17 protein-coding genes and 1 pseudogene are annotated in these 20,167 nt (G+C 60.6%); 6 read left to right on the top strand and 12 right to left on the bottom strand.

Annotation, left to right across the window (positions count from 1 at the left end):
- Window positions 1–21: 21 nt before the first annotated feature.
- From NKJ21_RS02245 to pspA, 8 genes are all read right to left on the bottom strand, one after another.
- Complete coding sequence (locus NKJ21_RS02245) at window positions 22–1,074, bottom strand: AbrB family transcriptional regulator (RefSeq protein WP_044650176.1); 1,053 nt, start codon at window positions 1,072–1,074, stop codon at window positions 22–24.
- A 100-nt stretch (window positions 1,075–1,174) separates the two neighbouring features.
- A complete protein-coding gene (tyrR, locus tag NKJ21_RS02240; RefSeq protein WP_012542019.1) occupies window positions 1,175–2,716 on the bottom strand; it encodes a transcriptional regulator TyrR in 1,542 nt (513 codons plus the stop codon).
- Between the two features lie 227 nt (window positions 2,717–2,943).
- On the bottom strand, window positions 2,944–4,005 hold the full coding sequence (locus NKJ21_RS02235) for a YcjF family protein (protein ID WP_008805232.1): 1,062 nt from the start codon (window positions 4,003–4,005) through the stop codon (window positions 2,944–2,946).
- On the bottom strand, window positions 4,002–5,399 hold the full coding sequence (locus tag NKJ21_RS02230; protein ID WP_023297458.1) for a YcjX family protein: 1,398 nt from the start codon (window positions 5,397–5,399) through the stop codon (window positions 4,002–4,004). Before NKJ21_RS02230 ends, NKJ21_RS02235 begins: the two co-directional genes overlap by 4 nt.
- A gap of 102 nt (window positions 5,400–5,501) precedes the next feature.
- Window positions 5,502–5,720 (bottom strand): phage shock protein PspD, encoded by a 219-nt coding sequence (gene pspD / locus NKJ21_RS02225; RefSeq protein WP_002901915.1) that lies wholly within the window; start codon window positions 5,718–5,720, stop codon window positions 5,502–5,504.
- Between the two features lie 28 nt (window positions 5,721–5,748).
- Window positions 5,749–6,108, bottom strand: a complete 360-nt coding sequence (gene pspC, locus NKJ21_RS02220) for an envelope stress response membrane protein PspC (RefSeq protein WP_004203911.1) — start codon at window positions 6,106–6,108, stop codon at window positions 5,749–5,751.
- A complete protein-coding gene (gene pspB, locus NKJ21_RS02215; RefSeq protein ID WP_002901911.1) occupies window positions 6,108–6,332 on the bottom strand; it encodes an envelope stress response membrane protein PspB in 225 nt (74 codons plus the stop codon). The genes pspC and pspB overlap by 1 nt, the downstream gene beginning before the upstream one ends.
- Before the next feature lie 55 nt (window positions 6,333–6,387).
- A complete protein-coding gene (pspA, locus tag NKJ21_RS02210) occupies window positions 6,388–7,056 on the bottom strand; it encodes a phage shock protein PspA (protein ID WP_004203910.1) in 669 nt (222 codons plus the stop codon).
- Window positions 7,057–7,208: 152 nt separating this feature from the next.
- Between pspA and pspF the strand changes: the two genes are divergently transcribed.
- Window positions 7,209–8,198, top strand: a complete 990-nt coding sequence (gene pspF, locus NKJ21_RS02205) for a phage shock protein operon transcriptional activator (RefSeq protein ID WP_008805234.1) — start codon at window positions 7,209–7,211, stop codon at window positions 8,196–8,198.
- Here pspF and NKJ21_RS02200 read toward each other — a convergent pair.
- Both NKJ21_RS02200 and NKJ21_RS02195 read right to left on the bottom strand, forming a co-directional pair.
- On the bottom strand, window positions 8,189–9,580 hold the full coding sequence (locus NKJ21_RS02200; RefSeq protein WP_008805235.1) for an MFS transporter: 1,392 nt from the start codon (window positions 9,578–9,580) through the stop codon (window positions 8,189–8,191). The genes pspF and NKJ21_RS02200 overlap by 10 nt on opposite strands.
- Before the next feature lie 25 nt (window positions 9,581–9,605).
- Window positions 9,606–10,775: a M20 aminoacylase family protein gene (locus NKJ21_RS02195; RefSeq protein WP_166716005.1), complete on the bottom strand. Its 1,170-nt coding sequence runs from the start codon at window positions 10,773–10,775 to the stop codon at window positions 9,606–9,608.
- A gap of 171 nt (window positions 10,776–10,946) precedes the next feature.
- On the opposite strand from NKJ21_RS02195, the gene NKJ21_RS02190 reads away from it, so the two are divergent.
- On the top strand, window positions 10,947–13,280 hold the full coding sequence (locus NKJ21_RS02190; protein ID WP_048964650.1) for a helix-turn-helix domain-containing protein: 2,334 nt from the start codon (window positions 10,947–10,949) through the stop codon (window positions 13,278–13,280).
- Here the strand turns inward: NKJ21_RS02190 and NKJ21_RS02185 are convergent.
- Entirely contained in the window at window positions 13,235–14,077 is an 843-nt protein-coding gene (locus tag NKJ21_RS02185) for a helix-turn-helix transcriptional regulator (RefSeq protein ID WP_008805238.1), read from the bottom strand. The genes NKJ21_RS02190 and NKJ21_RS02185 overlap by 46 nt on opposite strands.
- 107 nt (window positions 14,078–14,184) lie before the next feature.
- Here NKJ21_RS02185 and NKJ21_RS02180 point away from each other — a divergent pair, with 107 nt between their 5' ends.
- From NKJ21_RS02180 to NKJ21_RS02165, 4 genes and pseudogenes are all read left to right on the top strand, one after another.
- Entirely contained in the window at window positions 14,185–15,093 is a 909-nt protein-coding gene (locus NKJ21_RS02180; RefSeq protein WP_162499979.1) for an SDR family oxidoreductase, read from the top strand.
- Window positions 15,094–15,426: 333 nt separating this feature from the next.
- Complete coding sequence (gene sapA / locus NKJ21_RS02175) at window positions 15,427–17,070, top strand: ABC transporter substrate-binding protein SapA (protein ID WP_008805240.1); 1,644 nt, start codon at window positions 15,427–15,429, stop codon at window positions 17,068–17,070.
- Window positions 17,067–18,032 (top strand): putrescine export ABC transporter permease SapB, encoded by a 966-nt coding sequence (gene sapB, locus NKJ21_RS02170; RefSeq protein WP_008805241.1) that lies wholly within the window; start codon window positions 17,067–17,069, stop codon window positions 18,030–18,032. The genes sapA and sapB overlap by 4 nt, the downstream gene beginning before the upstream one ends.
- A gap of 204 nt (window positions 18,033–18,236) precedes the next feature.
- Window positions 18,237–18,908, top strand: a pseudogene (locus tag NKJ21_RS02165) (SOS response-associated peptidase).
- Here the strand turns inward: NKJ21_RS02165 and NKJ21_RS02160 are convergent.
- A complete protein-coding gene (locus NKJ21_RS02160; protein WP_048270625.1) occupies window positions 18,901–20,166 on the bottom strand; it encodes a Y-family DNA polymerase in 1,266 nt (421 codons plus the stop codon). The pseudogene NKJ21_RS02165 and the gene NKJ21_RS02160 sit on opposite strands and share 8 nt — an antisense overlap.
- Window position 20,167 lies beyond the last annotated feature (1 nt).

The raw sequence follows: 20,167 nt of genomic DNA, 5'->3' as shown, positions 1-20,167 counted from the left end.
CCCCGCTCTGCGGGGGCTTTTTTATTGCCGTGGCGCATAGCGGGAGATAGCCCGCGCCATCGCCGGGCCGGTCAGTAAAATGGTAAACAGCCGCAACGTCTGTAGCGCCATAATGAACGACATATCCGCCCGGGTGCCGGCGGCGATAATCGCCACCGTGTCCAGGCCGCCAGGGCTGGTGGCCAGATAGGCGGTCATAAAGTCCATCTGCAGAATGTGGGTCAGGCCGAGGGCCATCAGGGCGCACATCAGGATCAGCCCAAGAATAGAGGCGATAATCTGCGGCAGCGTCTTCAGCGCCAGCAGAAAAATGGCTTTATTAAACTGCAGCCCCACCGTCCAGCCCAGCACCGCATAGGCCATCGCCAGCAGCCACTCCGGCAGCTCCAGCATCATCCAGCCGCTGCCCTGGACCAGCGCGCCGAGCAGCATCGGCAACAGCATGGCCCCGGAGGGGATGCGCAGCCGCATGCCCAGCCAACAGGCTAGCGCCGTCAGCAGCAGCGTGAAAGGGAAATTCAGGGTCAACGATGGAAACCAGACAATATCCTGAGTCATTTCCTGCGCTTCATTGCCCAACGCATAGCGCACCACCAGCGCCGCCGCGCCGACGACAAACAGCACCCGCAGATACTGCATCAGCGCCACCAGCCGCACATCGGCCCCGTACTCCTGGGCCATCACCACCATTGCCGACGCGCCGCCGGGAGAGCTTCCCCAGGCACCGGTGGCGCCCGGCAGCGCGCTGTAGCGAACCAGCAACCAGCCGGTGAGGCCGCTAATCGCCAGGGTGGTCAACAGGATCGCCAGCACCAGCGCCCAGTTGTTGAACAGCACGCCAAAAACAGAGGGATTAATCGCCCGGGCGATCATGCAGCCGACGATGGCCTGCGCCGCCAGATAACAGGGACGAGGGATGCTCAGCTTCACCCCGCGCAGGCTCAAAATGAGACCGGCGATCAGCGGCCCCAGCAGTAGCGCTGCCGGCAAATGAAGGCGTAACAGCAGCGAGGAAAAGAGAACAGAGAGCAGCAGCAATGTCAGCCAGTGCCCGATCGCGCGACGCGACGCCAAGATGCACCACCCCGGAAAAAGGATTAAAAAACCAGTATATACAGGTTTGGCCCGCTTTGCAGGCCGAATGCCGGCGACGTGGGTCGCCGGCCTGGCGGGATTATTCGTCGCCCTTTTTCTGACTCAGACCATATTCACGCAGTTTATTGGCGATGGCGGTATGCGACACCCCCAGCCGCTTCGCCAGCTTACGGGTGCTGGGGTAGCTGCGATAGAGCTGGGTCAGCACCGAGCGCTCAAAGCGCCGGGTGATGTCGTCCAGCGACCCTTCCATGGCCTCCTCGCCCACCGGCAGCGACGCGACGTCATGGTCCGGCAGCAGAATGTCCTGTGGACGCAGCTCAAATCCCTCCAGTTGGGTCAGCGCGCGATAGACAGCATTCTTCAACTGGCGAACGTTGCCGGGCCAGCTGTAGCGGGTGAGCACCGTACTGAGATCGGCGGAGAGCTTCGGCCGCGGGACGCCCTGCTCATCAGCAAAGCGGGCCACGAACAGCTCCGTCAGCGGCATAATGTCCTGCGGGCAGTCGCGCAGCGGCGGCAGATACAGCGTCAGGACGTTGAGGCGATAGTAGAGATCTTCGCGGAACAGCCCTTTCTGCACCAGTTCGACCAGGTTTTTCTGCGTCGCGCAGATCACCCGCACATCGACGTGCACTTCATGATCCTCGCCAACTCGGCGGAAGGTGCCGTCGTTGAGGAAGCGCAGCAGCTTAGTCTGCATTCGCGGCGACATCTCGCCAATTTCATCCAGCAGCACCGAGCCGCCGTTGGCCTGCTCGAAGAAGCCCTTCTTACCCTGCAGCGCGTCGCCAAACAGCTCGCTCTCGACCGCGTCCTCGGGAATGGAGCCGCAGTTGAGCGCCAGATAAGGTTTGCCCGCCCGCGGGCTGGCCAGATGGCAGGCATGGGCCAGCAGATCTTTGCCGGTGCCGGTGTCGCCGACAATCAGCAGCGGCGCGCTGAGCATCGCCAGCTTGCGCGCTTGCTCCACCACGTGGCGCATTTTCGGCCCCACCGCGAGGATCTGGCTGAAGGCGCTGGTGTCCTGGCTGGTCATGGTCTGCAGCTGGCGTCCCATGCGCACGGTTGAGCGCAGCATCGCTACGGCGCCGGTCAGCACCCGTTCGTTATGCTCCCCTTCCAGATAGACCGGGGTCACTTCCAGCAGATAGTTCTGTCCATTCACCACCACATGCTCCGCATGCGTCTCCTGCGGGCTGCTCTCCAGCCAGCGCTGAACGTTAAAATCGGCGATCAACTGGGCCACCGGATGGTTGCGCAGCTTCGCCTGGCTTTGGCCAAACAGCAGGCAGCTGGCGGGGTTGGCCAGTTCCACCCTGCCTTTGGTATCCAGCGACAGCACCGGCTCCGGCATCGCCACCAGCAGCGCGCTGAGCGCCAGGTGTTCACGCTCAGACGGCATCCACGGCACGGTGCGCACGTCTGTCACGCCGGCGATACGGCGGATCTCTGCCATCAGGCTGCTGAACGTGGCGAACTCCAGTTCGGCAAAATTGAGGTAAATTCGGCCTATAGGGTCAATATCGATACCACGTAGATCAATGCCGCGCAGCACCAGCAAATCGAGCAATTCACGAGTCAGACCGAGACGGTCTTCACAAAAGACTTCAAGACGCATGGGAGTGTTCACCCTAAAAGTGCCAATGACGGGAGAATAATAGGACAGGAATGAGTTTTCGGGAAGCTAACTGTCAACAATTATTGACAGCATGGCGGAAAAATGGGCGTTGTGCCGTAAAGTCAGGCGGTCAGTGGTTAAATGAACGCCTGGGCGAGCCGGGATCCAACCTGCCCGGTAGGCCGGGCAAGGCGAAGCCGCCGCCCGGCAATGTCTCTGAGCGGAGGTTACTTCTCCGGACTGGTTTTGCTTTTCTGCAGGGTCTCTTTCAACTGCCCAATCAGCTCGCGACGAAAATCGCCGAGTCGCGGTTTATCATCGGCGATCCACGGTAGCGGGCGGCACAGCTCCATCGCCTTGATCCCGAGGCGGGCGGTCAGCAGTCCGGCGCCGATGCCCTGTGCGGCGCGCGCCGACAGCCGGGCCGCCAGATCCTGCGACATCCAGTCCATCCCCACCTCGCGCACCAGTTCGCTGGCGCCAGCAAAAGCGATATTCAGCAACACCAGGCGAAACAGTCGCAGACGGCTGTAATACCCGAGCTCAATGCCGTACAACGTGGCAATTCGGTTGATCAGCCGCAGGTTACGCCAGGCGATAAACGCCATATCCACCAGCGCCAGCGGGCTGACGGCAATCATCAGCGTCGACTCCGCCGCAGAACGGCTGATTTCCCGCCGCGCCTGGGCATCCAGCACCGGCTGCACCAGCTGCGCATAAAGGCTCACCACTTCCCGGTCGCTTTGCGTTTCGTGGATCGCGGCATACCAGCGCTGCAGCGCCGGATGCGATTGATCCAGCCCGGCCTGCTGCGCCAGCTTCTCACAAAAGGCTTTCGCTTTGCCGACCGCGTGACTGTGCAGCATATCGCGCGCTTCATCGCGTTCGTGGGCGCGCTGGCGCAGTCGCCACAGACGGCGCCACTCGGTGGCCACCGATCCGACGCCGGCCCCGACGATCAGCGCCCCGGCGACGCAGCCGCCCAGCGCAATCCAGTCCTGGGTCTGCCAGGCGTTAGCCGTCCACTGCACGCCTTGCGCCACGACGCTGACGCCGAAGATCGCCAGTCCGGCGCTGACCATCCGCCGCCACAGGCTGCGTTTGGGTCGCAGGACCGACTCCACCACCGCTTCCGCCGCCCCCTCTTCCTCTTCGCCGGTCACCAGCCGCGCTGGCGCGAAGTTGTCGGCCTCCAGGGTGTCGAAGGCGCGCGCGCTTTTCAGCGGCGGAATTTTTTCCGCTTGCAGCGGACCATCAAAATCAATCCGCGGTTTTAACGGTTCGCTCATCGCAGTTTATCTCCAATCAAAAATTCCAGCGCCGCGTCGAGGCGAATGTGCGGTAAAGGCCGATCGACATCCATGACCTGCGGACGAAAGTTTTCAAACTGAAATCCCTGCTGCTGCCAGAAGGCCTGGCCCGGCAGACGCGCCGGCACCTCGCCGGGATAGATGGTCAACGGCTGGCCGTCGCTCAGCCGATCGCCGCGCAGGGCGGGAATTTTCTCGCCATTCACCTCAATCAGCCCGCTCTGGGTCGCCTGAATGGACGCCAGCCCCAGGCAATCCATACTGATCCCCTCAAAGGCGGCGTTCTGCCACGCGTCCTGAATCAGTTGCTGCAGGAGCGACACCATATTGCTGTGCTGATCGACCGTGACGTGGTCAGCTTTGGTGGCGGCAAACAGCAGCTTGTCGATAACCGGCGAAAACAACCGGCGAAACAAGGTGCGCTGCCCGTAATGGAAACTTTGCATCAGCTGGGTCAATGCCAAACGCATATCGTTAAAGGCCTGCGGCCCGCTGTTGAGCGGCTGCAGACAGTCCACCAGCACAATCTGCCGGTCGAAGCGCAGGAAGTGCTCTTTGTAGAACCCCTTAACCACCCTTTCGCAATAGTATTTGTAGCGTTCGCGCAGCATGCCGGCGTTGCTGTGTTTATCGGCCTGCGCCAGCTTGGCTTCGCCGACGGCGTCGACGTCGGGCCACGGGAAAAACTGCAGCGCCGGCGCGCCCGCCATTTCACCGGGCAGGACAAAGCGCCCGGGCTGGATAAAGTGCAGCCCTTCGCGCTTACAGGCGTGCAGATAGTCCGTCCAGGCGGCGGCGATATCTGCCAGACGGGCCTCGTCGGCAGGGGCCAGCGGATCCAGCCCGGCGCACAGCTGCCGCCAGCGGGCCGACCACTCCGCACGCTGTCCCTGCAGGAGCCCGGTCATCTGTCGTGACCAGCTCAGATAATCCTGTGCCAGCATCGGCAGGTCGAGCAGCCACTCGCCCGGATAGTCGACGATCTCCAGATACAGCGTGGAGGTATCTTTAAAATGGCGCAGCAGGGAGTCATTCGAACGGTAGCGCAGCGCGAGACGGATCTCGCTCACCCCGCGCGTCGGGGTTGGCCACATGGGGGGCTGGCCGTAAAGCTGGGCCAGCCCTTCGTCGTAGGTGAATCGGGGAATGCCAAAGTCCCGCTGCGGCACGCGCTTGACGCCGAGCAGCCGCTCTTCGCGTGCGGCGCTCAGCAGCGGCAGGCGGGCGCCCGTGTGGATATTCAATAGTTGATTGACCAGCGCGGTGATAAACGCCGTTTTACCGCTCCGGCTCAGGCCGGTCACCGCCAGACGTAAATGCCGGTCAACCCCGCGGTTGACCAGCGCATTCAATTCAGTTTTCAGTCGCTTCATCGCCAGTCCGTTATGCCCTGAAGGTATGTCTCGTCATCATAAGCTATCTGCCGGGGATAAGCAGGACAACGTTAATCCTTTTGCGCCTTCCCCACGGCGGCATTATTTCATCCCGCGCGTGACGCGGTTGGCCAGCCGGCTGAGCAGCGGCTCCAGCGCCACCGCCAGCAGCATTTTCAGCGGCCGACGCGCGACCGATTTGACCGCCCAGCCGGCAACGCCCGCCGGGCCGTAACGCAGCGCGGTCAGCAGCGCCAGCTTACCGACGATTTTCAGACCGGGCTTCACCTGCTGCCCGGCGCGTTGCCATTTGCTATTCATGCGTTGCCTCACTCGTTAAAAACAGGATTTACAGCTGGCGAAAGCGGCTGCGCAGCGTAAAGGTGTCGGAGGTCACATACCGCTCCATTTCACGCAGGCGCTGTTCACCGGAGGCCAGTTCGGCATCCACGGCGGCCAGCAGATCGCCATTGCTCGGCGCCTTGTGACCGTACAGTTCACTGTCCGGCATCGGATCCAGAGCAAAAGTCAAAATGATGTAGGCCACCAGGACAAAGAAAAAGAGGCCGAAAATCATCGCCAGCACGGTAATCAGACGCACCAGCTTCACCGGGACATCAAGATGCTGAGCAATGCCCGCGCAAACGCCCTTCACCATCCCGCGCTGCGGGATACGCCACAGTTTTTTATTCAGATCCAGTCCGGCCATTATTTGTCTCTCCAGTTCGGATGTTCAGCATCCAGGATCGCTTCCAGCGCCTGAATACGTTCGCGCATCCGCTTCGCGTCATCGGTCAACTGCAGCAGCCGTTGCTGCTCATTTTGCGTCAGACTGCCGTTGGCGCCGCGATTGTTGTAGTGCAGCCACAGCCAGACCGGCAGAACAAACAGCACAAACAGCGTCAGCGGAATGGCGAGAAAAAGCATGCTCATGTGTACTCCTTACAGGGGGTGAGCCGCGGCGCAACGCCGCGCCGCGCAATCATACTTACTGGTTGGACTGATTCATTTTGGCTTTCAACGCCGCCAGCTGCTCGCTGATTTCATCGTCCGCTTTCAGTTCGGCAAACTGCTGATCCAGCGTCTGCTGCTTGCCAAAGCGGTGGCTCTCCGCTTCCGCTTCCATCTGATCAATGCGACGCTCAAAGGATTCAAAGCGGGCCATCGCCTCATCCAGTTTACCGCTGTCCAGCTGGCGACGCACATCGCGGGACGAACTCGCCGCCTGATGGCGCAACGCAAGCGCCTGCTGACGAGCGCGGGTTTCGCTGAGTTTGTTCTCCAGCTCGCCAATCTCTTTCTTCATGCGCGCCAGCGTTTCATCCACCAGCTGCACTTCATGATCAAGTTGAGCGATAAGGTCGGTCAGCTTCTGCTTTTCGATCAGCGCCGCCCGGGCCAGATCCTCTTTCTCTTTACGCAGCGCCAGCTCGGCTTTTTCCTGCCATTCCGCCTGCTGGGCGACCGCCTGCTCAATACGACGGGTCAGCTGTTTCTTTTCCGCCAGCGCGCGGGCCGACGTGGAACGCACTTCCACCAGCGTGTCTTCCATCTCCTGGATCATCAGACGCACCAGCTTTTGCGGGTCCTCCGCTTTCTCCAGCAGGGAGTTGATGTTGGCGTTCACGATGTCGGCAAAACGAGAAAAAATACCCATAATTTCAATCCTCATAGTTCTGGTTTCAGGCATTCACCTGTGGCTTAGCTAATACAAATGACGTGCCAACTTTTTATCTTATTGATTTTAAACAGAGTGGTTGCGAATTGTGCAGGGCATTGCTACAGTCACCTGGTTAATCACACTACTTAATGGCGAAATTCATCATGGCGCAGTACAAGGATAATCTGCTGGGCGAGGCCAACAGCTTTCTCGAGGTGCTGGAACAGGTTTCCCGGCTGGCCCCGCTGGATAAGCCGGTGCTGGTCATCGGCGAGCGAGGCACCGGGAAAGAGCTTATCGCTAACCGTCTTCACTACCTCTCCAGCCGCTGGCAGGGGCCGTTTATCTCGCTGAACTGCGCGGCGCTGAACGACAATTTGCTCGATTCGGAACTATTCGGCCACGAAGCCGGGGCCTTCACCGGGGCCAGCAAGCGCCATCCTGGGCGCTTCGAGCGCGCCGACGGCGGGACGTTATTTCTTGATGAGCTGGCGACGGCGCCGATGCTGGTGCAGGAGAAGCTGTTAAGAGTGATTGAATATGGCGAGCTAGAGCGCGTGGGCGGCAGCCAGCCGCTGCAGGTCAACGTCCGGCTGGTGTGCGCCACCAACGCTGACCTGCCGCGGATGGTGGAGGAAGGCCATTTTCGCGCCGACCTGCTCGACCGTCTGGCCTTCGACGTGGTACAGCTCCCCCCGTTGCGTGAACGGCAGAGCGACATCATGCTGCTCGCCAACCAGTTTGCCATTCAGATGTGCCGCGAGCTCGGTTTGCCGCTGTTTCCCGGCTTCAGCGAACGTGCCACCGCAACGCTGCTCGGCTACCGCTGGCCAGGGAATATTCGTGAACTGAAGAATGTCGTCGAGCGCTCGGTCTATCGCCACGGCGACAGCGAGCACGAGCTGGACGCCATTATCCTCAACCCTTTCCGTCAGACCGCGGCCTCCGTGCCGGAGGCCGCGTCCGGGGACGAGCTGCCCGCTCTGCCGCTGGATCTGCGCGATTTTCAGCTCCAGCAGGAAAAACGCCTGCTGCAGCGGAGTCTGCAGCAGGCGAAGTATCATCAGAAGCAGGCGGCGGAGCTGCTGGGGTTAACCTATCACCAGCTCCGCGCGCTACTGAAAAAACATCAGCTGTGAGAGGCGCGCGGCAGCAGCAGCGCGCTCACCGCCATCGCCCCCAGGCATAAGACGGCGTTAAACCACAGGGCATACTGGGCGGCATGGGCCATGCCCAGCGGCAAAAACAGCGCGAAAAGTGACGCCGTCACGGCAATACCCATCGCCCCGCCCAGCGAGCTGCCCATCTTGTAGATCCCCGAGGCGACGCCGATTTTGTTCTCCGGCGCGTTGGCCACCGCCGTATCCGTTGAGGGTGTGGCGTAGCAGCCCAGCCCGAGGCCAAACAGCACGTTGCTGGCGAACACCACCCCGATATACAGCGCCTTATCGAGAAAAGTGCAGGATATCAGGCCGATGGCAATCGCGGTCAGCACCGGCCCGGCCATCATCGGCAGCCGGGCGCCATAGCGCTGCAGCAGCTTCTCGCCCACCCGGATCATCGCCAGGACGGTCACCAGATAGCCGAGGGTCATCATCCCGCTCTCCAGCGGCGTCAGGTGGTGCCCCTGCTGCAGCCAGATGCTGGCGATCATCATGGTGCCAATCGCCCCATTGAGCAGAAAGTTCGACAGCACTGCCGCGCCGTAGGCCCGGTTACGAAACAGCGCAAAATCAATCAGCGCCGCCTCGCCTTTGCGCATGCCGTTGCGGATAAATACCGCCCCCGCCGCCAGCGCCCCGACCAGCATGGTCAACGACAGCGGACTGCTCCATCCCCAGCCATGGCCCTTGCTGATAAACAAATTCACCAGCACCAGCGCGGCAATCAGGCTCAGCAGACCGCCGACGTCCAGCTTATGCTGGCTGGCGCTGGCGCTGCGGCTCTCCGGCGTGCCGCGCAGCAAAAACAGCGCCAGCAGAGCGACGGCAATGGAGAAGACGAAGATCCAGCGCCAGCCGAGCCCGGTGGCAATGGCTCCGCCAACGAAGGAACAGAGACCGCTGCCGCCCCACGAGCCGATGACCCAGAAGCTGACCGCCCGCTGCCGCGCACGCCCCTCATACCAGGTCTTAATCAGCGCCAGCGTCGCCGGCATAATGCACGCCGCCGACAGCCCCTGCAGCACCCGGCCGGCCAGGAACAGCCCCGGCCCCTGAGCGACCACCAGCATGGCGCTGCCGACGATACTCAGCCCCAGTCCGAGGGTGGTCATCCGCATCCGGCCAAACTTGTCCGCCAGGCCGCCGCTGGCGACCACGAAACAGCCGCTGAACAGCGCGCTGAGACTGACGGCCAGGGTTAAGGTTTCAAGGGAGATATCAAGACTGCTTTTCATCGCCGGCACCACGTTAATCACCGACTGGGCAAACAGCCAGAAGGTTAAAACGCTTAGCACAATCCCCACCAGCAGGCGATCGCTGCCGACAAAGGGGGTGTCGCTCACGGTGACAGTGCTCATCGCATGGCCCTCCTGTTTCCGGTGATTAACGCAAATAGTGTTCCGCCAGACCGCACCACAGCGCCGCCCCGGTCAGCAACAGCGCGTCGTTGAAGTCGTAGCCCGGGTTATGGACCATGCAGCGATCCGGCTCATCGCCAGCGCCGATGGTGAAATAGCTGCCATGCGGGTGCTGTTCCAGCATGAAGGCAAAATCTTCACTGCCCATAAACGGCTTCACCTCGCCCACCTGCTCTGCGCCAAACAGCGATGTCGCCACCTGCCGCACCATCGCGTTGGCCGCCGGATCGTTACGCAATACCGGGCTGCCGTTGACGTGCGTCAGCGTGGCCGTGGCGTTGAAGCTCTCCGCCTGAGCCACGGCGATATCATGGATCCGCTGCAGCACGGTCTCGCGCACCTGCTCATTGAGGGTGCGCACCGTGAGCTTCATCAGCACGTGATCGTTAATGATATTGGGCGCGTGTCCGGCCTGGATGCTGCCGACGGTGACCACCGCCGGTTCGAACGGGGTGATATTCCGCGAGACGATCGACTGCAGCGCGAGGGTGATATGGCAGGCGACCAGCGTGGCATCCACGGTATGCTCCGGTACCGCGCCGTGGCCGCCAACGCCTTTCACCTCAATATGCAGCGTATCGGAGGAGGCCATCATCGCCCCGTCGCGCAGGCCGATCTTGCCCAGCGGCTGACCCGGCATATTGTGCAAGCCGAAGATGGCATCGCAGGGGAACCGGTCAAACAGACCGTCCTCGACCATCACTCGCCCGCCGTACAACAGCTCTTCCGCGGGCTGGAAAATCAGCTGCAGCGTCCCGGTAAACTGGCGGGTGCGCGCCAGATATTCAGCCGCGTAGAGCAGCGTGGTGGTGTGCCCGTCATGGCCGCAGCCGTGGAAACGCCCGTCAACCTGGCTTGCCCACGGCTTCCCGCTCCGCTCCTGCATCGGCAGGGCATCCATATCCGCCCGCAGGCCGAGGCGTTTTTTTCCGTGGCCGACGCGCAGCGTGCCCACCACTCCGGTGCCCGCCAGGCCGCGGTGAACCTCGTATCCCCACTCGCCAAGCAGTCGAGCGACCTCATTGCTGGTTTGATGTTCTTCAAAGCCGATCTCCGGCTGCTGGTGGAACTGGCGACGCAGGGCAATAAATTGCGCCTCGTTGACCTGCAAGGCTTCAAGCAACGGATGTGTCATTTTTGTTATTCCTGTGTTGTGTTTGCACGACACTTTCGAGTTTATGCGGGTGAAACAGCTTTCAGGTGCGCTTTTTTGTTTTATATTGACGAGAAATCAATGACTGTTTTTCATACATATCAGTTATGACAAAAAATAACGGGTTGTTTTTTGTCTGCGGAGGAGTGTCACGTGGAGCAGCATTCAGGCGACTTTAGCGTCACCGTGCGCGATGTACGTCAGTTGAACCAGACAGAAGGCGATCTGCTGACGCTGCTATGGGTGCTGGAGGGGAGCGTAAATCTGACGGAGGCGGAAGGTGTGCCGCAGCCGCTCGCCGCCGACGAGCTGGCGATCGTTAACCGCAACCGTCGCTGGAGTCTGCGCAGCGCCGGTACCAACGCAGTGATGATCCTGACCCTTTCCGCCAGCTGGCTGACCCGCCTTGACAGCGCTTTTTTTGCTGTCGACTATCAGATAACGCCGCGCACCCGGGATGCGGAGGACGGCCTGCGCCGCCTGATGCGCCAGCTGCTGGTGAGCGGCCTGGTCAAGCATCCCGGCCATTACCGACTCGAGGCCAACCGCTGGCTGAGTGAGATAGCGCTCCTGCTGGCCACGCGCTTCAGCCAGCCCATCGCCTCCACGCCGCGCCGCGGAGCGGAGAACTGGAGCCGGCGAATAGCCAGCGTGGTGGCGCGGATCGACGCCAACTATCAGCGCCGCCTCTCGTTGCAGGAGGTGGCGGCAGCGGAATTTGTCTCCGAGGCCTGGCTGTCACGCTTATTTCACAAAGAAGTCGGGGTGAGTTTTGTTCAGTACCTCACCGCGCTGCGCCTGCGCCACGCCGCCGATCAGTTGTTGACCACCCGCAAACCCGCCCAGCAAATCGCCCGCGAACAGGGGTTCGCCAGTAACCGTATGATGAGCGATCTGTTTAAGCGCCAGCACGGCGTGACGCCGCGCCAGTATCGTGAACAGCATCCCCGGGAGCTTGCCCGACCGCGTCCGCCGCAGGCCGACCGCTGGCAGCTGGTCGCTGTCGACCGGCTCTATGCTCGCCTCAATGAACCGGAACCACGCGACCGGGAAAGTCCCCCGCTGCCGATCAATCCGCCGCAGACCCGGGAGATCAACCTGCACGATCGCCCGGCGCGCGCCGCTGTGCTGCGCCATACCCGGATGGTGGTGACCGTGCGCGAGCTGGACGACCTGCTACGGGAGGATGTGCGCCGGGAACTGGAGCAGCTGCACCGCGCCCTGCCGGTGTATGCCATCGATATCAACGATCCCTTTCTCAGCAGCCGGCTGTTCGGCACCGGCTGGGACGATCCGCAGATGGCCGGCTACGCCTGCTGGTATAACCTGCAGCAGATTTTTAGCTGGCTGGCGGCGATGGGCTGGAACGTGATCCTCCACACCGGCGTCACCACCCGCAGCGACCTGCTGCAGCGGTTTCTGCTGCTCGCCGCCAACCATTTTCCGCCGGCCACGCTCAACAGCTGGCGCTTTGTCTGGCACTGGTCGCCGCAGGCCAGCGAAGCGGCCCGCCAGGCGGCCTGGCGCCAGCAGCGCGAGGTTCTTCGCCGCCTGCTGCCGCAGCCGCAGCTGGGGATCTGGCACCGCTTTGCTCCCAGCGATCCCGGTAACGATCCGTTGTTTCACTCACCGCTGCTGGCGGAGGCGGATTTTCTCGCCTGCCAGGCAGATGCCAACGAACAGCTGGATCTGGCGCAGGCAGACAGCAGCCGCCTGGCCTCCAGCGAACATTATCCGCTGCACAAGCTGCGGCAGATCCACAGCGCCCTGCGCCAGCGACAGCTTAACCTGCCGCTGTGGCTGCTCTCCTGGAATACCCTGACCGGCGATACGCGGGATACCAACGGCCGCTTTTTTCGCGGCGCGCTGTTGATGGATAATCTGCTGGGGGTGGCGGACCAGGTCTGGCTGGCGGGCTTCTGGTTAAATTCAGGCCTCCAGGGCGAAGCCCGCGCTAACGGGAAGCTCGATACCTCCAGCCTGGCGCTGCACTATCTGCACGGGCTGCCTCGCCCGGTTTACTGGGTACTGTGGCTCTGGCGGCGGCTGCGCGGCGAGATCCTGTTTCAGGATAAAAACCTGCTGTTGCTTCACCACCAGGGGCACTACCAGCTGCTGCTGCGCAATACGGTGGTCTACAATCCCTGGCTCTCCAGCGAAGCGGCCTTTATCCAGCGTTTCAGCCAGCCCTACAGCGTGCGGCTGCAGGGCCTGGAGGGCGGCTGGCGCGTCAAACAGCACCTGTTCGATCAGCATCATGGCGCGTTATTCCCGCTGGTCGACGCCTTTCGCAGCCGCAGCGGCCCCGACGCTGAGGATTACCAGTGGTTGATGCATCGGGCTCGTCCGGCGCTCAGTGTGGAAGATGCCCGGCTTGACGGACACTGGCTGCGGGTCGACTCGCTGGAAAGCAACGCTTTGGCGCTGTACGAATTTACGCCTCAGCGCGCTCCCGGCGAGGATCCCGCCCCCGCAAGCAATCCGTGAATTTTGCGCTGGCTCTCCGTCGTCGCCGGGTTGAAAACCAGCAGCGACAGATCGGGGCGGCCTTCCACGGCAAAAGAGGTGAACTCCAGATCGAGCGGGCCCATCTGCGGATGGTGAATGCGCTTATAGCCTTCTCCGTGGCCGGCGACGTCATGGCTTTGCCAGAAACGGGCGAACTCAACGCTCTGCTGCGTGAGTTCAGCGATCAACTGGTCAGTTTCCGTCGTCGCCCCCATCCGGGTGACGTCGGCGCGAAAAGCGTTGACGATAAGCTGCCCCACCGTCTGCCAGTCCTCCAGCGTGCAGCGGGCTTCAGGTCGGGTAAACAGGCGACGCAGTACGTTGCGCTCCGCCAGCGGTAGCTGGCTGTAGTCGGTCAGCACCCTGGCCGCCGCCGCGTTCCAGGCGATGACGTCCCAGCTGGCGGTGCGGATAATCGCCGGAATAGTAAAAGCGTCAAGCACCCGCTGCAGCCGCGGCGTCATATCATCTGTCACCGTCAGACGCGTCTGCGGCGGATGGCCAAAGGCGAGAATAAACAGATGCTCGCGCTCCGGGGTGGTCAGCCGCAGACCGCAGGCGATCCGCTCCAGCACCTCGCGGGAGGGCGCCCCGCCGCGCCCCTGTTCAAGCCAGGTATACCAGGTCGGGCTGATACTGGCGAGCTGCGCGACCTCTTCGCGGCGCAGACCCGGCGTGCGCCGGCGTCCCGCCGGGAAGCCAAACGTCGCCGGATCGAGGCGCTGGCGCCGGGCGCGGAGAAAATCGCCTAAAGCATGGTTGTCAGAAGTGTTCATCATCTGCCTGTGGGTTCTGCCTGTTAGAATTTATACCCCGATAATGTCTCTACTTTTATAGTATGACATCGCAGGTAGGATACGCCTGAAACCCGTTCAGGAGATCCATGATGCGTATATTTCTTACCGGCGCGAGCGGATTTATCGGCTCACGTATTCTTCCGGCCCTGCAGGCGTCGGGCCATCAGGTTATCGGCCTCGCGCGCAGCGACACCGCAGCGCAGACCCTGAAAGCGGCAGGCGTCGAGGTGCACCGCGGCACGCTGGACGCCCCGGACTCGCTACTGGCTGGCGTCGAGGGCGCTGACGCGGTGATCCATACCGCCTTCGACCACGACTTCAGCCGCTTTGCCGCCAACTGCGAGAAAGACCGCCAGGCGATCCTGACCATGGGTCGGGCGTTGCAAGGCAGCGCGCGGCCGCTGGTCATCACCTCCGGCACATTGATGGGCGACGACGGGAGCGGCGTCCCGGCCCGGGAGTCGTTCTTCAACTCAGGGCACCCCAGCCCGCGCACCGCCTCTGAGCTCGCCGGTCAGCAACTGCTGGAGGCGGGAGTGGATGTTCGGGTGGTTCGCCTGCCGCAGGTGCATGACACCGTGCGCCAGGGGCTACTGACCAGCTATATCGAACGCGCGGTCGCCAACGGGGCGGTGGCCCTGCGCGGCGAGGGAAGCAACCGCTGGTCCGCCGCCCATGTCAATGACGTCGCGCGACTGTACGTTAGCGCCCTGCTGCAGGGCGCGGCCGGCGAGCGCTACCATGCGGTGGACGAAGAGGGGATCGCGTTACGCGATATTGCTACGGTAATTGCTCAGGGATTAAACCTGCCGCTGACCCACCTGGATGAGTCGCAGGTCGACGCCTGGTTCGGCTGGTTTGCGCCGTTTACCGCCCTTGACCTGCGCGCCAGCTCAGCATGGACCCGTGAGCGATTGCAGTGGCAGCCGGTTGGCCCCGGGCTGCTGGAGGACCTGCGGAATATGGATTACCAAAAAGTGACGTTGTCACGATAAGCGAGCGAAACCCTCTGTTTAATTTTCTGACGGGCTCGCCCTCTGCCCGTCAGTCCCTCTGCTTTCTCCCCGCTATACTGAATATATCTCCCCGGCGTCAGCGTCTGTTTCATCGTCTGGCAAACCGCGGCCAAACAGACCTGACTGGCGATATCGGCGATAAAAAGTTACCATGTTTCAATATACAGACTCGGTTCCGCTACTATTTTAATCAATTGACTGAATACTATACGCTCCCGGTAACCGCATTATCCCTCAGGCTTGTTGAAGGCGGTGGTGAATGTCTATAAATCTTAATAAGATAGAGTTCAACTCTATAATCAAACAGAAAATATGCGCCTGAAATTGTCATCTCTCCTGGCAGCCGTTTCCCTGCTGTGTGGGCAGGCCTTTGCCGCCCCTGTGCTCCCTGACCGCGCCGATATCCGCGACAGCGGTTTCGTCTATTGCGTCAGCGGCCAGGTGAATACCTTTAATCCGCAGAAAGTCAGCAGCGGCCTGATTGTCGATACGCTGGCCGCTCAGATCTACGATCGTCTGCTTGACGTCGATCCCTATACCTACCGGCTGGTCCCCGAGCTGGCGGAGAGCTGGGAAGTCCTTGATAACGGCGCCACCTACCGCTTCCACCTGCGCCGCCATGTCCCGTTTCAACGCACGGCATGGTTTACCCCGACGCGGGACTTCAACGCGGATGATGTGATTTTTACCTTTGGCCGTATTTTTAACCGCGACCATCCGTGGCACAACGTCAACGGCAGCAGCTTCCCTTACTTCGACAGTCTGCAGTTTGCTGACAGCGTGGAGAGTGTGCGTAAGCTGGATAATCAGACCGTGGAGTTTCGCCTCAAGCGGCCGGACGCCTCGTTCCTCTGGCATCTGGCCACTCACTATGCGTCAATTACCTCTGCCGAATATGCCGCCCGCTTAACGCAAGACGACCGCCAGGAGCAGCTGGATCGCCAGCCGGTCGGTACCGGTCCGTTCCAGTTGTCCGAGTACCGCTCCGGGCAATATATCCGTCTGCAGCGTCACCCCGACTACTGGCGCGGCAAACCGTTGATGCCGCAGGTGGTGGTGGACCTCGGCTCCGGTGGTACCGGCCGACTGTCGAAACTGCTCACCGGGGAATGCGACGTGCTGGCCTGGCCCGCCGCCAGCCAGCTGACGATCCTGCGCGACGATCCGCGCCTGCGCCTGACGCTGCGCCCGGGAATGAACATTGCCTGGCTGGCCTTCAACACCGCCAAGCCGCCGCTGGACAACCCTGAGGTGCGGCATGCGCTGGCGCTGGCTATTAACAACCAGCGCCTGATGCAGTCCATCTACTACGGCACCGCAGAGACGGCGGCATCCATGCTACCGCGCGCCTCGTGGGCCTACGATAACGACGCTAAAATTACTGAGTACAATCCCCAGGAAGCCCGCGCCCGCCTGAAGGCCCTGGGGCTGGAAAATCTGACCCTCAAGCTGTGGGTGCCCACCAGCTCTCAGGCATGGAACCCCAGCCCGCTGAAAACGGCGGAGCTGATCCAGGCGGATATGGCGCAGATTGGCGTCAAGGTGATCATCATGCCGGTGGAGGGGCGCTTCCAGGAGGCGCGGCTGATGGACATGAACCATGACCTGACGCTCTCCGGCTGGGCGACGGACAGTAACGATCCGGACAGTTTTTTCCGGCCGCTGCTGAGCTGCGCGGCGATCGCCTCACAAACCAACTTTGCCCACTGGTGTAACCGGGAATTTGATGACGTGCTGCAAAAAGCGCTGCTTTCGCAACAGCTCTCCTCGCGGATGGACGCTTACAAAGAGGCACAGCGGATCCTCGCCCGCGAACTGCCGGTCCTGCCGCTGGCCTCCTCGCTGCGTTTGCAGGCCTATCGCTATGATATGAAAGGCCTCGTGCTCAGCCCCTTCGGTAACGCTTCGTTCGCTGGCGTATCGCGGGAGAAAACCGAAGAGGTGAAAAAACCATGATTATTTTTACCCTGCGTCGTCTGCTGTTGCTGCTGGTCACCCTCTTTTTTCTGACCTTTATCGGCTTCAGCCTGAGTTATTTCACCCCTCATGCGCCGCTACAGGGCGCCTCCCTGTGGAATGCGTGGCTGTTCTGGTTTCAAGGGGTGCTGCACTGGGATTTTGGCGTCTCCAGCATTAACGGCCAGTTGATTTCTGAGCAGCTGCGCGAGGTGTTCCCGGCGACCATGGAGCTGTGCATCCTCGCCTTCGGCTTTGCCCTGCTGATTGGCATTCCGGTGGGCATGATCGCCGGCGTAATGCGCAACAAATGGCCTGATACCCTGATCAGCGCCGTCGCGCTGGTTGGTTTCTCGATCCCGGTGTTCTGGCTGGCGCTGCTCCTGACCCTCTTCTTCTCACTGACTCTTGGCTGGTTTCCGGTCTCTGGCCGCTTCGATCTGCTGTATGAGGTGAAAACCGTCACCGGTTTTGCGCTGATTGACGCCTGGATCTCGGACTCGCCATGGCGCCATGAGATGATCGTCAGCGCCGCGCGGCATATGGTGCTGCCGGTGCTGACCCTGGCGGTGGCGCCCACCACCGAGGTGATCCGCCTGATGCGCATCAGCACCAGCGAGGTGTATGACACCAACTATGTCAAAGCGGCTGCCACCCGCGGCGTGTCGCGACGCAAAATTTTACTGCGCCATGTACTGCACAACGCCCTGCCGCCGGTGATCCCGCGCCTCGGCCTGCAGTTTTCCACCATGCTCACCCTGGCGATGATCACCGAGATGGTGTTCAGCTGGCCCGGACTGGGACGCTGGCTGATCAACGCGATCCGCCAGCAGGACTATGCGGCGATTTCCGCCGGCGTCATGGTGATTGGCGCACTGGTTATTATCGTCAACGTGATTTCCGATATTCTCGGTGCCATGGCTAACCCGCTGAAACATAAGGAATGGTATGCCCTACGATAGCACCTACAAAATAATTATTTTTGTCAATTAAAAACAATGAGTTAAACTTTTAAATTGTGCAATTTTCCTGATTTTAATACACAATTTTGTACACATTGTTTTTGACGTCATCTCCGACAGTCATCAGTTAGATGGCTGTCGGAGTTCCCCTCCTACGTTTCCTCCACACCTTCTATACTTTCAGTCTGAAGACTGGAGGTAACCATGTGCGGACGATTTGCCCAATCACAGACACGCGAAGAATACCTAGCTTATCTTGCAGAAGAAGCTGAGCGGGATATCGCCTATGATCCAGAACCAATCGGCCGGTACAACGTGGCGCCGGGGACTAAAGTTTTGCTCCTGAGCGAACGAGACGAACAGCTGCACCTCGATCCGGTTCACTGGGGTTACGCACCCGGGTGGTGGGATAAACCGCCTCTGATTAATGCTCGAGTAGAAACCGCGGCGACAAGCAGGATGTTCAAACCTCTGTGGCAACATGGCCGGGCGATCTGCTTTGCTGATGGTTGGTTCGAATGGAAAAAAGAAGGCGACAAGAAGCAACCCTATTTCATCCACCGTAAAGATGGCAAGCCCATCTTCATGGCGGCGATCGGCAGTGTGCCTTTTGAACGCGGCGACGAAGCTTAAGGATTTTTGATAGTGACCGCTGCGGCCGATCAGGGGCTGGTCGACATTCACGACCGCCGGCCACTGGTTTTGTCAACGGAGGCAGCACGTGAATGGATGCGCCAGGATATAGGCGGGAAGGAAGCTGAAGAGATAGCAGTCGACGGGGCTATACCCGCCGACAAGTTTATATGGCACGCCGTAACGCGCGCTGTGGGTAATGTGAAGAATCAGGGAGCAGAGCTAATCGACCCTGTCACCTGACAACTGGTAGATCTGAAAACCGGGTTGTATAACGTGGCGATAGCATTTCCCGCTTCATCTGCCAGGCAGTCTGGATCCCCTGCCCTGCAAAATACAGAGTTCCCCGTCCGTCTTTCGCATTGAGATGATCGAGAACTTCCATCAACTTCTCGCTGTTCTGCCGTGGAGCGTTGTCGTCGAAGAGGTTGAGCTGCGCTACGCCCTGGCTGTAGAAATCACCAAGCATCACGCCTGCCTTCTGATAACGATGCCCATTTTTCCAGATTGCATCGAGGCATTTCGTCGCCGCGGTGATGATGTCCCGGCTGTCCTGGGTAGGCGTTAGCAGCTTTACCGATGTGCTGTTTCCGTAATAGGGTTCATTCAGCGCAAAGGGACTGGTTTTGACGAACGCAGAGATAAAGCGGCAGTACTGATGTTCACCTCGGAGTTTCTCCGCGGCACGGGATGCGTATAAACATATCGCCTGGCGCATCTCTTCGTAGGTGGAAATCCGCTGCCCAAAGCTGCGACTACAGACAATCTCCTGCTTTACCGGCGCGAACTCCTCAAGACCGAGACATGGCTCTCCGCGCAGCTCCCGCACAGTTCGCTCCAGAACCACATTAAAATGCTTCCGGATAAAACGGATATCGGTATCCGCCAGTTGCAGTACCGTTTTAATCCCCATGGCCTCCAGCTTTTTACTAATACGGCGCCCGACGCCCCAGACCTCATCCACCGGCAGCAAAGCCATCAACTTCCTCTGCCTTTCAAGATTAGACAGATCCACCACTCCTCCGGTCTGTCGCTGCCACTGTTTCGCCGCGTGATTGGCCAGCTTTGCCAGGGTTTTAGTCTGGGCTATGCCGACACCGACCGTGAGGTGCGTCCTGCGCAGAACCGTCTCGCGAATTTCCCTGCCAAAGTCGGTAAGGTCGCGACAATTCCGAACTCCTGTCAGGTCGCAAAATGCCTCATCAATACTGTAAATTTCGCAGCGTGGAGAGAGTTCCTCCAGCGTTGTCATCACTCGGTTGGACATATCGGCATAAAGCTCATAGTTGCTGCTAAACGCGATAATACCGTGCCAGCGAAACATGTCCTTTTGCTTGAAATAAGGCTCGCCCATTTTGACGAAGGGCTTCGCCTCTTGCGAGCGGGCGATCACACAGCCGTCGTTGTTTGACAGAACGACCACCGGACGCCCCTTCAGGTCAGGACGGAAAACAGTTTCGCAGGATGCGTAAAATGAGTTCACATCGCAAAGTGCAAACATC

The sequence above is a fragment of the Klebsiella sp. SWET4 genome (genome assembly GCF_024296565.1).
In the GTDB taxonomy this organism is placed as follows: Bacteria; Pseudomonadota; Gammaproteobacteria; order Enterobacterales; family Enterobacteriaceae; genus Klebsiella; species Klebsiella variicola.
Note: the sequence above shows the minus strand (reverse complement) of the source record. Positions and strands in the feature narration are given on the sequence as shown.